At 38.2% G+C, this 16,245-nt stretch carries 11 protein-coding genes; 3 read left to right on the top strand and 8 right to left on the bottom strand.

Annotation, left to right across the window (positions count from 1 at the left end; translation table 11 throughout):
• From JOE44_RS04915 to JOE44_RS04880, 8 genes are all read right to left on the bottom strand, one after another.
• Positions 1-846 (bottom strand): rhamnogalacturonan acetylesterase, encoded by an 846-nt coding sequence (locus tag JOE44_RS04915; protein WP_209784589.1) that lies wholly within the window; start codon positions 844-846, stop codon positions 1-3.
• Between the two features lie 49 nt (positions 847-895).
• Positions 896-2,539: a glycoside hydrolase 43 family protein gene (locus JOE44_RS04910; protein WP_209784588.1), complete on the bottom strand. Its 1,644-nt coding sequence runs from the start codon at positions 2,537-2,539 to the stop codon at positions 896-898.
• Between the two features lie 55 nt (positions 2,540-2,594).
• Complete coding sequence (locus tag JOE44_RS04905; protein WP_209784587.1) at positions 2,595-3,848, bottom strand: glycoside hydrolase family 88 protein; 1,254 nt, start codon at positions 3,846-3,848, stop codon at positions 2,595-2,597.
• Between the two features lie 11 nt (positions 3,849-3,859).
• On the bottom strand, positions 3,860-4,918 hold the full coding sequence (locus JOE44_RS04900; protein WP_245169712.1) for a DUF4861 family protein: 1,059 nt from the start codon (positions 4,916-4,918) through the stop codon (positions 3,860-3,862).
• The gene (locus JOE44_RS04895; RefSeq protein ID WP_209784586.1) at positions 4,905-6,320 is read right to left on the bottom strand and encodes a pectate lyase; all 1,416 of its coding nucleotides are present in this window, start codon (positions 6,318-6,320) and stop codon (positions 4,905-4,907) included. Before JOE44_RS04895 ends, JOE44_RS04900 begins: the two co-directional genes overlap by 14 nt.
• A 32-nt stretch (positions 6,321-6,352) precedes the next feature.
• Positions 6,353-7,375, bottom strand: coding sequence for a pectinesterase family protein (locus JOE44_RS04890; RefSeq protein ID WP_209784585.1), 1,023 nt, complete (start codon positions 7,373-7,375; stop codon positions 6,353-6,355).
• A gap of 82 nt (positions 7,376-7,457) precedes the next feature.
• Positions 7,458-9,293: a RagB/SusD family nutrient uptake outer membrane protein gene (locus tag JOE44_RS04885; RefSeq protein ID WP_209784584.1), complete on the bottom strand. Its 1,836-nt coding sequence runs from the start codon at positions 9,291-9,293 to the stop codon at positions 7,458-7,460.
• Between the two features lie 10 nt (positions 9,294-9,303).
• Complete coding sequence (locus tag JOE44_RS04880) at positions 9,304-12,321, bottom strand: TonB-dependent receptor (RefSeq protein WP_209784583.1); 3,018 nt, start codon at positions 12,319-12,321, stop codon at positions 9,304-9,306.
• 872 nt (positions 12,322-13,193) lie between these two features.
• On the opposite strand from JOE44_RS04880, the gene kduI reads away from it, so the two are divergent.
• From kduI to uxaC, 3 genes are read left to right on the top strand one after another with little or no spacing between them, the layout of a single operon-like run.
• Positions 13,194-14,030 carry a 5-dehydro-4-deoxy-D-glucuronate isomerase gene (gene kduI, locus JOE44_RS04875; protein ID WP_209784582.1) on the top strand — a complete coding sequence of 279 codons (837 nt, stop codon included), beginning with the start codon at positions 13,194-13,196 and terminating at the stop codon, positions 14,028-14,030.
• A gap of 8 nt (positions 14,031-14,038) precedes the next feature.
• Complete coding sequence (locus JOE44_RS04870; RefSeq protein WP_047430171.1) at positions 14,039-14,821, top strand: gluconate 5-dehydrogenase; 783 nt, start codon at positions 14,039-14,041, stop codon at positions 14,819-14,821.
• Between the two features lie 17 nt (positions 14,822-14,838).
• Positions 14,839-16,236, top strand: coding sequence for a glucuronate isomerase (gene uxaC / locus JOE44_RS04865; RefSeq protein ID WP_209784581.1), 1,398 nt, complete (start codon positions 14,839-14,841; stop codon positions 16,234-16,236).
• Positions 16,237-16,245: the final 9 nt, after the last annotated feature.

The raw sequence follows: 16,245 nt of genomic DNA, 5'->3' as shown, positions 1-16,245 counted from the left end.
TTATTTTTTTTGAGTTTTAATTATTTTTTTAAATTCCTGATAGACCAAAGAGGCGACTGCTTTTGCTCCTTCAGGCTGAAAGTGGGTATTGTCTTTCTGTCCTTTTGGATAAGCTTCATATGTATTTTCCGGAAGATTCATAAAATAATGATTCGTTGTAAAATCCTGTCCTTTTTTAGTAAAATACTCCATGGATAGCTTGTTTAAATCAATATAAGGAACGTTCATTTCTTTAGCGACATCCATAGGAGCCTGCCAGTATTCACCGTGTACATTTTCAAGTTTTCCGTCTTTCCAGGGGTAATTTCTGGCTACCGGAGTTACAATAACTGGATTTCCTCCTTTCTGTATCGTCTGAGAAACGAATAACCGTAAAAATTCCTTATATCCCTGAATATTCACATAACGTTCAGGATGCTTTTCAGAACTATCGTTATGTCCGAACTGCATGATCACATAATCATTAGGCTGAAGATGCTCATACACATAACGCCATCTTCCTTCCTGGAAAAAAGTTCGTGTGCTTCTTCCGCCATGAGCCCTGTCAATAACCGCCACAGAATCAGTTTTAATAATGGGCTTCAGAGATTGTATACTGTCTTTCACAAAAAATGGCTGAAAAACCTGTCCCCAACCTGTAATGGGATACCGCACTTTCATATAGTCTTTTCCTGGATCATAATTTCCTGTATAATCAGCCATTGTGGAATCTCCGATGAGGTAAATATGGGTTACTTTTCTATCTGTTTTTATTGCCGTTTTTTGTGCTTTATCCTGTGACTGACAGGCTGACAGAACCAGGGCACTTACTAAAAACAAAACGGGTTTATATATTCTTTTCTTCATGACTCTTTTTGTTGGATAATCGGAAAGGCATCATTTTTTATTCTCTACTTTATTTCTTAGTAACTCTGAACCAGTCAAAATCGGCATATCCTCCTCTTGGTGCTTTTGCCGTACTGATGCTATAAAGCCCTACTTTTGCTCCAATCCATTTTCCCGGTTTTGCCTGGAAAACTTCACCTGCTTTGATGAAATTTTTACCATTTTCACTATAACTGAACTGGCATAGACCATTAGGCTCATTTACATTGACTTTCAAATAAACTTCATTACTTTTTAATAGAGTTTCAAATAGTATTTTTTCTTCACCTCCTTTTTCTGCTTTTTCAGCCTTTCTTAGTTGTACATAATAACCGTCAGGTTTGTTGGTGATAACCAATGATGCATGGTCTAGTCCCATGATCAATAATCCCGCGGTCTTGCCTTCCTTAGCTTCTTCGGGAACTAATTTTACCTTTGTTGTGGCAGTAAAATTCGGAGCCGGGAATTTTTGGGTTAACAGATTCGGTACATTCCACAGATTTTTTTCACCTTCCGGAACTTTTATAGAGAAGAGTCTTAAAAATTGTTGTCCGGGAAGTTTGGAAGACCATACAATATTTTCATTCGCGCTCCATTGCCACTGTAATCCTAATTTTTCACCGTCAAATTCATCAGTTTCCGGAGGAGTTGAAACAGGGTAGAGTTGTCCAACATCCGGTTTTTTATGGGTTGAAACAGGTTCGCCTATTCCATTTTTATTATAATCTACTCCCATTACAGGCCAATCTTTTTCCCATTTCATAGGCTGTAGATGAACAATTCTTCCGCCGGTATCCACATCCTGAAAATGATAAAACCAGTCTTCACCGGAAGGAGTATTTACCCACGCTCCCTGATGAGGTCCGTTAATGGTTGTTGAGCCCTGTTCCAATACTATTTTTTCTTCATAAGGGCCATAGATATTTTTTGATCTCAGCGCAAGCTGCCAACCTGTTGCTACACCGCCTGCCGGAGCAAAAATATAATAATAGCCGTTTCTTTTATATAGTTTAGGCCCTTCCACGGTAGGATGAGCATCATGACCGTCAAATACATGAATACCTTTATCCAGAACTTTTGTCCCTTCAGGATTCATTCTGTTAAGAGTTAGAATACTTTTTACTCCTGCACGGCTTCCCGCCCAGCCATGAATCAGGTAGGCATTGCCGTCTTCATCCCAGAACGGACAGGAATCTATTAATCCTTTTCCATCCATTACCAAAACCGGTTTTTCCCAGGTTCCTAATGGATCTTTGGTTTTCACCATATAAATTCCAAAATCCGGATCTCCCCAATAAATATAAAATTCTCCTTTATGAAATCTGATACTGGGTGCCCAAACTCCGTCACCTCTTTTCGGGGTTGAGAAATGTTCCTGAGGAAGGATGTCCTGAATGGCATAATTAACCAATTTCCAGTTGATCATATCTTTGGAATGAAGGACAGGAAGTCCCGGAGTTTCATTAAAGCTGGATGCCGTCATATAATAATCGCTGCCCACACGGATCACATCTGGATCGGAGTAGTCTGCATATAAAACAGGATTTCTGTAGTTTTTTCCCTGATCAGCAGTCCATACTTCGGAAACATAGTTTTTCTCCTGTGCCTGAAGGTATGCTGATGCTACTGAACATGCTGTGACGGCAATGATATTTACAATACTTTTTGTCTTCATAGAATCAATTAAACATTAAAGTTATCTTGACTTTTTTTGAGAATTTCTCAATTTTTTACTTTTCAAATTCTAAACTGGCAAGAATAAACGGACCAGTTCCTTTCGGATCATTGGAACGGACTTCTTCATTCACGTAATATTCGTAAGAACCACTTCTGTAAGGTGTTCCACCCAATCCTGCCACAGCGCAGCATTTATTTAAGCTGACAACGCCGTTTTCATCTACTGTTATCAGGTTTTTGATAATGCCATCGTATCCTTTTTTCGCATATGTTTTATACGATTTGGGTAAATATCCTTTGTTAACGGACTTTATCATGGTGTATACAAACATAGATGAGCCAGTAGCTTCCAGATAATTTCCTTTTTCTCCGCCTTTATCCAATACCTGATACCAAAGTCCTGTTTTGGAATCCTGTACTTTGATGACCGCATCACAATATGATTTTAAATAGGAAAGTAGTTTTGCTCTTCCGGGATGATTCTGAGGCAAATAGTCTAAAACATCTACGATAGCCATTCCGTACCAACCCATTGCTCTTGACCAGAAATTGGGTGAAAGACCTGTTTCTTTGTTGGCCCATTGCTGTTGACGGCTTTCGTCCCAGGCGTGATAGAGCAGGCCTGTTTTTTTGTCTAAAAGATGCTTCTGAATCAGTTCAAACTGATTGATGATATCACTGTATGCCTTTTCAGCTTCTTCTCCTTTTGAAAAATAATGAGTGTAGTGTGCATAAAATGGTTCACCCATATATAATCCATCCAGCCACATCTGGTTGGGATAAATTTTCTTATGCCAGAATCCACCCTCTGAAGTTCTTGGCTGGCCGTCTATCTGAGAACGCAGGGTTTGTAAAGCTTTTAAATATTTATCTTTTTTTTCCTGCTGATAGAGGTAAAGAAGAACATTTCCGCAATTCAGCATATCTATATTGTATTTGGAAAGATCGTAAGAAACGATGCTTCCATCTTCTTTCACCATCGTATCACCGAAGGTTGTTATATACCTGTAATATTCTTTGTTTCCGGTTTTTTCGTATAATCTTTCGGCACCTTCCAGAACGATGGCTGTGGGATAGCTCCATTTCGGAGCTTTGTTGTAATCCAGCATCCATGCCTGAGGAAAGCGTTGTATTTCAGAAAGAAGCATTCTTTCCGACCATGGAAGTTTGGCTGAAACTTTTCCGTTTACTTGTGATTGTATTTCAGATGAAGAATTTTGCAACGGTTGTTGTGCGCAGGAAAAAAAGAGTCCTGAACATACTGCTGCCAATGCATAGATTGTTATAGAATTATTAATAAAGTTCATAAGTTTAAACTTTAAAGTTGTTGAGTTTTATCCAGAATATCCAGTTTTTGATCCAGATCCTTGTAGAAAGCATCTTCGGTGATTAAGCCGTTAGCTTCCTGAGACCATGCTCCCATAAAATAATAGGATACATTTTTAGTTTTTTTGAAAACGATGGTATGGGTAGATTTTGTCTTTAGATATTGATCAAAGCTTTCAAGAGGGTAGAAGACTGCCATTCCCAGATTGTCTTCTTTTTTGGCTAAAGTTTGCGGTCCATAACTCGCAATATAACCCCATTTTTTATTTTTACTGATTCCTTGTTTTAAGGGAATGTTTTTAAAAGCAACGATTCCTGTACATAAACCTGAAAGGCTGTTGCTTAGGGTAAGGTCTACTTTTACGAAACGGTCTTTGGGGAAAATCGTCAGTTTTGACTGTAGATCTACCGGATTTCCCCATGTTTTCCAACCTTTGTAATCGATCGTAGCATAAGACTGGTCTTTTTCATTAACCACTTTTGCGGTAGTCTTTTTTACGATTTTAAAAGTTTCCACATAATCATTCTGTTCATCATATCTTCCGTAAGATCCGATTCCGATGGTGCGGCCGGATTTCAGAATATCCTGTCCCCAGGGAGCATCATGATGATAAGATTCAAAACCGTCCTGGCCAACTTCAGGTAATACGAGTCCTGTTACCTTTTTACCGAAAATATCCGTAGCATTTCTCCAGTCCAGATAGAGTCTGTAGCCAACCTGATTGTTTTCCAGACCAATTCCTTCATATCTGATATACGAGGAGTGATCCGTATGGGCTTCCGGCAGGGTAAGTTCCTGAACATTTTTGAAAGTTCCTCCAATGTATTGATTGCCTTCCCATTTTCCGCCTTCTTTTACAGACAGTTCAGCGTAAGAAAAAGGTACTTTTGGGTTTTTCTTAATGGTTTCAATCACAGAAGTCTGTGCTGAAAGGTTTGTGCTGATAAAAGCGCCTGCTATGACTATTTTAAATAAACTGAGTTTCATACTTTTTCCTGTTGGGTTACCGATTTCTGTTGATGAGCTTTCATGGTTATTAGTTTTGCCCATCGGTTATTTTGCGGACAATATCATTCATATACACTTCTATATTGTCATAGTTATGATCCAGATCTCTGCCGTTGGCATTGGCAGATTTTGGGTTTAAATGATGTTTAATTTCCCATTCATCCGGGATTCCGTCATTGTCGGAATCTGGGAGAGGATTTGCCTGTTTTAACAGAGGAAATCCACCTGTGTCATTTTGGGAATCAATGATTCCTTTTTTACTTCCTTTTGAACCTTTGTAAGTAAAACTTCCGGTTTCAATGTCTTTTACAACATGAAGATCTACAGCATCTCTTACCAGGCTTGCTCCGCTGAATTTAATCACTTTCTTGTAAGCTTGCTCCGCAGAATGGGTTTTGATGTTATTTTCAATATCATGAGGCTGATTGATTTTAATAGAATTTCTATCCTTTTCTACTAAGTTGTAGCCTGGCTTCATCTGACTGAAAACACCTTCTGTCCAGTTATCTTTGGTAACTTCCGGATTTCCTTCCATCACATTTCCGTGGATGTAGTATTTTCCCCAGATATTATAGACTTCGGTTTTTGGGTTTTCATTTTTATCGATGGCGGCAATCCGTTGTCTGGTTAACGTTGAAGGGCCCGGTTTGTAATAATTATTAACGAGATTCACGTTCATTCCTTCACCTCCATAGATACTGTTGTGGCCCCAGTTGTAGATCAGATTATTCCTGAAATCAGTAAGGTCTGTCAGTGCAAATTTACTTCCTGCATATTCACCCAGTCTTGGATTTCTGCTGTCGTGATGAGCATAGATATTATGATGGAATGATGCCCGTTTACCTCCGGCAATTCCGCCATAACCATGAGCACCTTTCTGATGGAAGCTGTTTCTAAGGCTTTCCGCAATGATACACCACTGAAGGGTTGTGTTTTCGTTGGCATAGATGGAAACGGTTTCGTCTGTAGACCAGCTCATTGAGCAATGATCCACCATCAGATTTTTGATAAATCTGGCTCCCAAAGCATCGCCTTCAAATTTTTTCTGATCTCCCATTCTGAATCTCAGATAACGGATAATAACGTTGTCAGCCGCTACAAATGTTTCGTAGTTGGCAACGGTAATTCCGTCTCCGGGAGCGGTTTGTCCGGCAATGGTGACATCACCTTCTTTTATTTTTAAAGGAGACTGCAGGTAAATTGTTCCACTGGTTTTAAATACAATATATCTCGGACCTTTTTGATCTAAAGCGTATCTTAAACTTCCTTCAGAGCTATCGTCTCTCAGATGCGTTACGAAATATACTTTTCCGCCACGTCCGCCTGTTGTGAATCTTCCAAAACCTTCAGCACCAGGAAAACTCAATGTTTCCTGCGCATTAGACAGCGTGGAAACACTGCATACAATTCCGGTAACGAATAGTTTGATTAAGCTCTTTGCCATGATTTTAAAATTCTCTTTAGGAGTAGGTTAAATTATTGTAGGCTCTTTTTTATATTCCATTGATCATTTCCTTTAAGAATATTCTCCGGAGTATATTTTTTTCTTTCTTCTTTATTTAATTGATGCGACCACGAAACTCTTTGAGCAATAGTAGCTCCAGCTCCTTTTGAGTTGCTTTCTGCATACAATGCGGTCTTTTCGGCTTCCGTTTTGTTCCAGTTATGCCATCCTTCTGGCTTTATAGTTGTGTTAAGCTCACAGTCAATATAAACCGTCCTGGCAAAAGGTCTCCATGGTCTTCCCAGATAGACGGAATGGTCTTTTGCATTTCCAATAATCTTTGAATTGATAAAAACGAACCCAAATTCATTTCCCTGTGGAGTAGAAGCGGCTGTAATATAACTTGCTGTTTCTTTGGAGTAGATCATACAATTTTCAAAAACGGCTGTTCCTGCTCCAAAAATATAATCCGTTGTTCCTTCTATATAACAGTTTTTAAAATAATTTCTTGATGGTTTTGTCTTGTCTTCAAGATCCTGTGCTCCTTTTAAATATAGAGTATCCTGATTTCCCAGGAATCTGCAGTTTTCAAACGCAATCCTGTCGCCGGAAGTTAATACGGCAACGGCTTGTCCTACTTTGCCGGAACTGTTTTCAAATGAAATATTCTTTGCCGTAAAATCATTTGAATAAATAAATATTGTAGACGAACCTGTAGTTCCGATCTCTTTTCCTTCAGGATTCTTTTTGGAGGCATAATCATCGTGAGTAATGATCGTTGTTTCTGGATTTTCACCTTCCAGCAGTATGGCTCCTTTTGTTTCCGGGATGGTAATCTTTTCTTTATAAATTCCGTTTTTAATAAAAACTTTTGTTCTTACTAAAGAACTGTTTTCAATAGCATTAATCGCCTGCTGGATGGTTGTGAAATCACCTTTTCCGTCTTTCGAAACAACGATGGTTTTATCCTTTGTTTTGAAAGAAAGAAGGCTAAATAAAGCAATCAAAGCAACAGAAAACAGAGCCGTGTTTTTTAAAAAAATGGAATATTTCATAAAGCAATTTTGGTTTAAAATACAGGCTGTGTCCCCAAAGAGAGCAACCTGTATTTTTGATATGAATGTAAACTTAAACTGTCTAGTATCCGTAATCCTGAGTAAGATTATAATTTGAATTGATTACGTCCAGTGCTATAGGAAGAAGTTCCTTTTTATTAGGCTGGAAATAATAAGCATAACTTTTCACAGGATCTCCGTTGATGTAAGGCTGTGTCATGGCAAGTCTCCAGTTGATTTTCGTATATCCTGAAGGTGTGGCAACACTTTGGTTAGGATTGTAGAAAACATCGGCTTTATTGATTCCATTGACATAAATATCCATATCCAGTACATTTTGCTGAGCCGTTTTTGCAGGCACATAATTAACAACAGTGGAAGCTGGTTTTTTATAAAAAATATACTCGGGAACATTCGCATAAGCTCCGGTACCGTTCATGAAATCTGTAAGCTTTTGTCTGGTTTCATTGATCTTTGTTTCCAGAAGATTCCAGCGGATCAGATCATATTTTCTTAAACCTTCGCCTCCGAATTCCAATAATCTTTCCTGAACAATATATTTGAAAAAGTCATTTTTAGAAGTTGGAATGGTTCCTACCTGGCCAATATTTCCGGCATAAGCTCTTTGTCTGACAGCCATTACGGCATCGATAGCTTCCTGAGAAGGAGCACTGTGAATTTGATTATCTGCCTCTGCAAACATTAATAAAATATCTGCATATCTCAAAAGCGGCCAGTCGATTCCCAGGTTCTGTGATGTTCCGGTAATACTCGTCCAGGATTTTCTGAATTTCCCGTCATTCCAGTTAATAGAAGTCTGAAGATCTTCCTGTTTGCCTGTACTTACTCTAAAAATAGCAATATTGACATCTCTTCTCAGATCATATTTGCTAAACTCATAGAAATAAGTAGGAATAGCACTGATTCCTCCTGCTGATTTCCAGTCTGAGTCATCATGTCTTAACCCATTATAATATCCGATTTTAGAATCTGTTCGTGAGTTTCCTCCAAATGCTCCGATAGCGAAAATAATTTCATTCGTTGTATCCGGGCTGTTGGTATGCAGTGATCTGAAAAGGCCTTCATAACTAGGATTTAGCTTATGCTGTCCGGAATTGATGATTTCTTTACACTCATCATAAGCGATCTGATAATACTTCTGAGGATTGGTGCCTTGTACCATTAATTGGGGGCTTCTCCTCAGAGAATATCCTGCTCTTGCCAGGGCGATTCTCGCTCTTAATCCTTTTACAGCAGCTTTTGAAAGTCTTTGTGCTGTAGTTCCTCCTTCAGATTTCCATGGAACTAAAGTTGAAGCTTGAGCAAGATCCTCCAGTATCTGATCATAAATGATGTCACGATCTGTTTTAGGTAAATATACCGAAGGAAGATCAGCTGAAGGTTTGTCCTGAAACGGAACATCTCCCCAGTTTTTAATAAGATCAAAGTAGAACATTGCTCTTAATGTCAACGCTTCTCCAAGATAACGGTCCATCAGCTTTTTATCAGCTGCGGATCCTGTTTGATATACAGGAGAAAGTGGAATGTTTTTAATAACCAGATTGGCTCTTTCAATACCCGTGTAAGTATCCAGGAAAGGTCTTAATAATTCTGTATTGGTAGGAATTGCTCCAAAACAGCTGACTCCTCTTCTGTCATTGGCATTGTAATCTCCTGACGTCCTGAAATCGTCTCCTGACTGGGAAAGAATAAGGTTCATTCTCTGTCCATAGGTATTGTCACCCATAGCACTGTTGTAAACTCCTACAAGAGCAGCAAAAGTATCCGGTGCTGAATCAAATTGCTGTTTTTCTGCAGTGTTGGAAAGGTTTTCTACCTCTAAATAGTCGCTGCATGAGTTCAGGGTTAATACAAAGGCAAGAGATAGAAAAAGGCTTGAAAATTTATTTTTGTTCATAGCGTTCGTTTTAGAAAGTGATATCTACTCCTGATAAGATAAATCGGCTTCTTGGATAAGCTGAATAATCAACTCCCGGAGTTAATGGATTTCTTCTTGTATTGGCTTCCGGATCAAATCCTGAATAGCCGGTAATTGTAAATAAATTATTCACAGTAGCATACAGTCTCAGGTTTTTCACTCCGATGGCTTCTAAAGATCCTTTTGGAAGACTATATCCGATGGTCAGATTATTCAGTCTTAAGAAAGAACCATCTTCAATGGCATAGGAATGCAGGAAGTAAGCACCTGCAGGCGGAGTCCACATGGTTGTATTGGCATTAAGGGCAGCAAGAGCTGTTGGGTCTGTCACCTTATTTCCGGCGTTATCAAACCATCTCCAGCGGTCCGCTACTTCTGCCAGCATGTTATTATCCTTATACAGATACTGAGTAGTGTATTCTATTTTGTTGGCATTGTATACTTTATTTCCTATTGAGAAATTGAAAAGTAAGCTCATATCCCAGTTCTTATAACGGAATGTTTGCGTAAAACCACCATAGAATTTAGGTTGTGCGCTTCCAAGATCGGTCATGTCTTTATTATCAATCACTCCGTCACCATTGAGATCCTGAAGTTTAAGATCTCCCGGCTGTACAGCTTTTGCCCCGTTAGCCACAGCGGCAGAGCTTGCAATTCCGTTTTTTAAAGTATAGATCTGAGTGGCTGCATCATAATTAAAATCACTCACTTCATATCTTCCGGCCGTAACATATCCCCAATAAGTTCCTACCGGTTTTCCAACCTGTACAAGGAAATCAAACAGGTTATTCTGCCATCCGGAAGGGTAGTAGTAAGAATTGGAACTTGCAGAAGCATTGTTTCCTAAGCTTTTGATCGTATTTCTGTTGGATGAGATATTGGCATCAATCTTCCATGAAAAATTTTCTTTACTGATTATGGTACTTCCCATTGATAATTCTATCCCTTTATTTTCACTGCTTCCTGAGTTCTGATATTGAAACTCATACCCCGAAGTCTGGGGTATTTTGGCCAGTAATAAAAGGTCCTTTGTATGCGTTTTATAGACATCAATAGTACCATAAAGTCTTCCTTTAAATAAACCAAAATCAAGACCTGCATTATAAGAAGTTGCAGTCTCCCATTTCACGTTAGGGTTTGCCATGATATTTCCTGTTGTGGCACCTGGTGTAACGCTGGTTCCAAAAGCATATCCGTAGTCTGAAGAAGAGGTGAAGAAGGTATCATATAAAAAAGCTCCGATTCTGTTATTTCCCGATTTTCCATATCCTAAACGAAGTTTCAGTTCATTGACAAAATTGCTTTGTTTTAAGAAATTTTCTTCTTTGATTTTCCATGCTAAAGAAGCCGCTGGGAAATATCCCCACTGGTTGGGACCTGGCTTGAAAACGCTTGAGCCGTCAGCTCTCATGGATACCGTTGCGATATATTTATTATGATAGATATAATTTACTCTTCCAAAGAAAGATGCCAGACGGTCTACTTCTCTTGCGGTTTTAGGAGCATCCTGAACCATTCCTGACGGAGGTGAAGCCAGCTGTGAATTGGCAAATGCTTCCTGTGCCGAAGAAGATTTCGGGAACCATTTTATATTAATAGATGTTGATTCTCCGTCTGTTCTTACCGTTTCCTGACCCGCTAGCAAATCCAGCTTGTGATTTCCAAAGGTTCTTCTATAATTCAGGGTATTGGTATTGGTAATCCTTCTGGTTTGAGCGTTGCTTAAAAATACGACAGGCTGATCATTATTCTGTCTTGCAAGGTTGGTTACCGGACCGGAAAACTGGTTGACAATCTGATCTCTCTGCACATATCCGATTACACTTCGAAAAGTGAAATCTTTACTGATTTTATAATCAAGCGTTGCATTAAGCAATAAATCATTTCTTCCGCTTTCTTTTACTTCATCATTGGCCAGGAGAATTGGATTGACAAGATTGGTCTGATCTGCGAATAACGGATCAAATTCATCAACATCTACCGCTGAACCTCCTTCAAAAGGCTGATATCTTATAGCATTTCTCAATCTGTTGGTCGTTTGCGAACCGGAAGCAGAAGTTCCCGCGCCATAAATCATTTGGCGGCTGTAACGGGCATTAAGACCAATGCTCAGTTTTTTTGAAATATCATAATCATACCTGAAGTTGGCCATATTTCTTTTAAATCCCGAACCAATCATAATCCCGTCTTCTTCTACATTATTCAGAGTTAAAGAGAATGCCGAATTTTCATTTCCTCCGGATAGAGATACATTATGGGTAAAGTTGAAGGCTTCTCTTCCGAAGAGTTTATCCTGCCAGTTTACATTCTTGACAGATTTATATTTATCCAGCTGGTCAAATGTTCCGTAACGGGTGTTAAAAGTTTCAATATCTTTCAGGTCTCCGTTCTTATAATATTGTTCATACTGATAGAGTACATACTCATAAGGATCCAGAACATTAAGCTTATTCTGAATGCTTCTTACCCCTACAAAACCATTATAATTGATCGTTGTCTTTCCCTTTTTACGGCCTCCTTTTGTTGTGATCAGAACCACACCGTTGGCTCCTCTTGAACCGAATATAGAGGTTGATGAAGCATCTTTTAAAACCTCAATTGATTCTATTTCCTTTGGTGATAAGATCGTCAGGGCATTATCCATCTGTACACCATCTACAATATAGAGTGGGGCATTGCTTTGGGTAATGGAATTTCCACCGCGGATTACAATATCCACATCAGCGCCGGGAGATCCTTCACTCAGGGAAACCTGTACTCCGGCCAGTCTTCCCTGGATAGCTTCAGCAGCATTGGTAGACGGCATATCTTTAAGCGCTTCGCCTTTCACTGAAGAAACAGCGTTGGTAACATCTTTTTTAGAAACCTTTGTATATCCCACTAAAACCACATCATCCAGTTTGGTTTCTTTATCTTTTTTTGTTTCTTTTTCTTGAGCCATTGCAAGGACAGGAAGCAGAAAAACAGTTAAATATAACCACTTTATTGATTGTACTCTTTTATCCATTGTATATCCTTATAGTTTTAATTCTTGCTTGAAAGTTTTTTCAATCTTTCTTGTTTAGGACTGTTAAGTATTCTGCGGACTTTAGTGGTCATGAAGCTTTTAATATTTTTTACGCTTTTGTGCAATCGATTGCGTAATTTTTTATAAAACATTATTCTGGCTCCTAAACTAATATTATTTTTCAATATGCAAAGAAAAAAATGTTATTTTTTTATTAATTTGATGGTGTAAATAAAAATATTCTAATCGGATGTTGTGAGTTTTGATTATCTAACATGTTGTAAATAAGGCTGGTATTTGTTCGTTCTGAATGTCATGGGAGGGGATAGAAATTTTTCGGTTTTTTAATGTTTAAGATTTAGAAAACTTAAAAATAACTTAAAATTCATATGTTTTTGCATCAAAAAAATCCCTGAATTATTATCTTGAAACAAAATTTTGTGATATTTTCTGATTTTTGTCATCTTTTTTCACAGGATTTTGCATCTGTATTTTGTTGTTTTTAATGATATATCATAATGTATATAGTATATTTTGTAAAAGTGTTTAATTTTTATCAATTTGATATCTTAAAAATATCGTTTTATTTTGGCATGATTTTATATTTTTGAAGGTTCCTGGTTCTGTTTTTGGTTAATTTTTTTCGGATGAAAAGTTTTTATTTTAATTAAAACAAGCATTGTTTTTAATTTTATATATTTGAAAATCAATCACTTTAAAAATTAAATTAATTTTTTGTTAACTAATTAAAGAATAATTCTATATTTATCCCACAAGTATTTCTGTCAATTTTAGTGTAATTTTATGCAATCGATTACATTTAATTTAACGGGTTTGAGAAAACCGCAAAAAAGAAAAGTAAAAATAGGAGTATGATACAGTCAGAATTTCGTTACGCCCATCATCCGGAAGATGTTAAAAAGTATACTACAGAAGATCTTAGGAGTGAGTTTCTGATCAATGATTTATTCAATGAGGATAAAATAAAAGTTGTCTATTCTATGTATGACAGGCTTATTGTAGGAGGGGTAATGCCTTCGTCCAAAGCTTTGAAACTGGAACCTACAGACGACCTGAAAGCAGAAAACTTTCTGGACAGAAGAGAGCTGGGAATCATCAACGTAGGTGGTGCCGGAAAAGTAACGGTAGATGGAACGGTATATAACCTTGGGAATAAAGAAGCTTTATACGTTGGAAAAGGAGCTAAAGAAGTATTTTTTGAAAAAGATGGCGAAGAGCAAACCTATTTCTACATCAATTCAGCACCGGCACACCATTCATATCCCACAAAGAAAATCACGAAAGATGAAGCAGAAATTGTGGAATTGGGTGAAGAAAAGTACGCCAACAAACGTACGATAAATAAACTGATTGTTAATTCTGTTGTAGAAACCTGCCAGCTTCAGATGGGTATGACGGAACTACACCCCGGAAGTGTGTGGAATACAATGCCGGCCCATACTCATGCCAGAAGAATGGAAGCGTACTTCTATTTTGACCTCGAAGAAGGGCAGACGGTAAGTCATTTTATGGGACAGCCTCATGAAACCCGTCACCTGTTCATGAAGAACAGGCAGGCAGTATTGTCTCCCGAATGGTCTATTCACTCTGGAGTAGGAACTTCCCATTATACTTTTATCTGGGGTATGGCTGGAGAAAATATGGACTACGGTGATATGGACGGTATTAAAACAAACGAACTAAAGTAATTTTCCCAATGAATTTATTTGATTTATCCGGTAAGGTAGCAGTCGTTACCGGCGGTACTCACGGATTAGGAATGGCAATGGCAGAAGGCCTTGCTGCTGCTGGTGCCGAACTGGCAATCACCAGTACAACGCCATCAAAACTGGAAGAAGCATTGAATTACTACCACGAAAAAGGGTATAAAGCAACAGGCTATATTTTTGATGTGACGGATGAACTGGAAGCTGCCCAAAAAGTAGCGTTAATGGAAGCCACCCATGGAAAAATAGATATCCTTGTCAACAATGCAGGAATTATCAAACGTATTCCGGCTATTGATATGGAAGTGGAAGACTTTAGAAAAGTAATTGATGTAGACCTTACCGGACCTTTTATCATGTCGAAATTAATCGGGAAATATATGATTAAAAGAAAATCCGGGAAAATTATCAATATCTGCTCGATGATGAGTGAGCTGGGACGCGATAATGTAGTGGCGTATGCTTCTGCAAAAGGCGGCCTTAAAATGCTTACTAAAAATCTGGCAACAGAATGGGCAAAACATAATATTCAGGTGAACGGAATCGGTCCCGGATATTTTGCTACTTCCCAGACAGAACCCATCCGTGTGGATGGAAATCCTTTCAATGATTTTATCATCAGCAGAACTCCGGAAGGAAGATGGGGAAATCCGGAAGACCTTGCAGGAACAGCTATTTTCCTTGCTTCTGATGCAAGCAGATTCATCAACGGACAGATTATTTACGTTGACGGAGGAATTCTCGCCACCATTGGAAAACCTGCTAATGAATAACTACAGATTAGACTAGAATGAAACCTTTTATAACAGATCAATTTTTATTACAAAATAAATACGCTGAAGAACTTTACTTCAGATTCGCAGAAAAACAACCTATCATTGATTATCATAATCATCTGATCCCTAAAGATATTGCAGAAGACACTGTTTTTGAAAATATCTCTAAAGTATGGATTGCCGGTGATCATTACAAATGGAGAGCCATGCGTACCATGGGAGTGAATGAAAAATTCATCACGGGAGATTCTACTGACAAAGAGAAATTTGAAGCATGGGCAAAAACGGTTCCTTATACATTGAGAAATCCTCTGTATCACTGGACTCATCTGGAATTAAAGAGATATTTCGGAATTGATGAATTATTAAGTGAAGATAACGCATCAGAGATCTATGAGAATATCACCGCTCAGCTTCAGACACCGGAAAAATCTACCAGAGGTCTTTTGAAAATGATGAATGTGGAATCTCTATGTACCACAGAAGATCCTACAGATATTTTGAATTACCATCAGGATCTGGCGAAAAGCGATTTCAGTATAAAAGTAAGCACGGCGTTCCGTCCGGATAAAGCCATTTTGATTGAAAATCACAATTTTGCAGATTATATCGCAAAACTGGGGGCTTCAGCAGGTATTGAAATCAATTCTTACCAGACTTTATGTGATGCTTTGCTTAAAAGAATTGAGTATTTCCACGAAAACGGATGCAGACTCTGTGACCATGGTTTAAACAATATTTCTTTTGAAGAAGCTTCAGAAGTCGAAGTGAATACTATTTTCAATGATAAATTAGCCGGAAAAGTGATTGCCGAAAAGCAGGTGAACCAATTTAAAACAGCCATTTTATTATTCTTAGGGGAGGCTTATCACCAATACGGATGGGTGCAGCAATTCCATTTGGGAGCTTTGAGAAATAATAATGAAAGAATGCATAGAGTTCTGGGACCTGATACCGGCTGGGATTCCATTGGCGACTTTGTGCAGGCGGAAACGTTGTCCCGATTTTTGAACACTTTAGACGGAAAAGATAAACTTACAAAAACCATTTTATACAATTTAAACCCAGCTGATAACGAAATTTTCGCGACAATGATCGGAAATTTCAATGATGGAAGCATCAAAGGAAAAGTACAGTTTGGTTCAGGATGGTGGTTTCTCGACCAGAAAGATGGGATGATCAAACAAATGAATGCCCTTTCCAATATGGGATTGATTAGCTGCTTTGTAGGAATGCTCACAGATTCCAGAAGTTTCCTTTCTTATCCAAGACATGAATATTTCAGAAGAGTATTGTGTAATCTTTTCGGAGAAGAAATGAAGAATGGCGAACTGCCGGATGACATTGAACTGATTGGGAAAACTATTTCAGATATCTGTTATCATAACGCAAAAAACTATTTTGATTTTTAATTGAATATC

The organism is Chryseobacterium sp. PvR013, assembly GCF_017833095.1.
GTDB classification, from domain to species: Bacteria; Bacteroidota; Bacteroidia; order Flavobacteriales; family Weeksellaceae; genus Chryseobacterium; species Chryseobacterium culicis_A.
The sequence above is the reverse complement of the archived record's forward strand: the minus strand, read 5'-3'. Positions and strand labels throughout refer to the sequence as shown.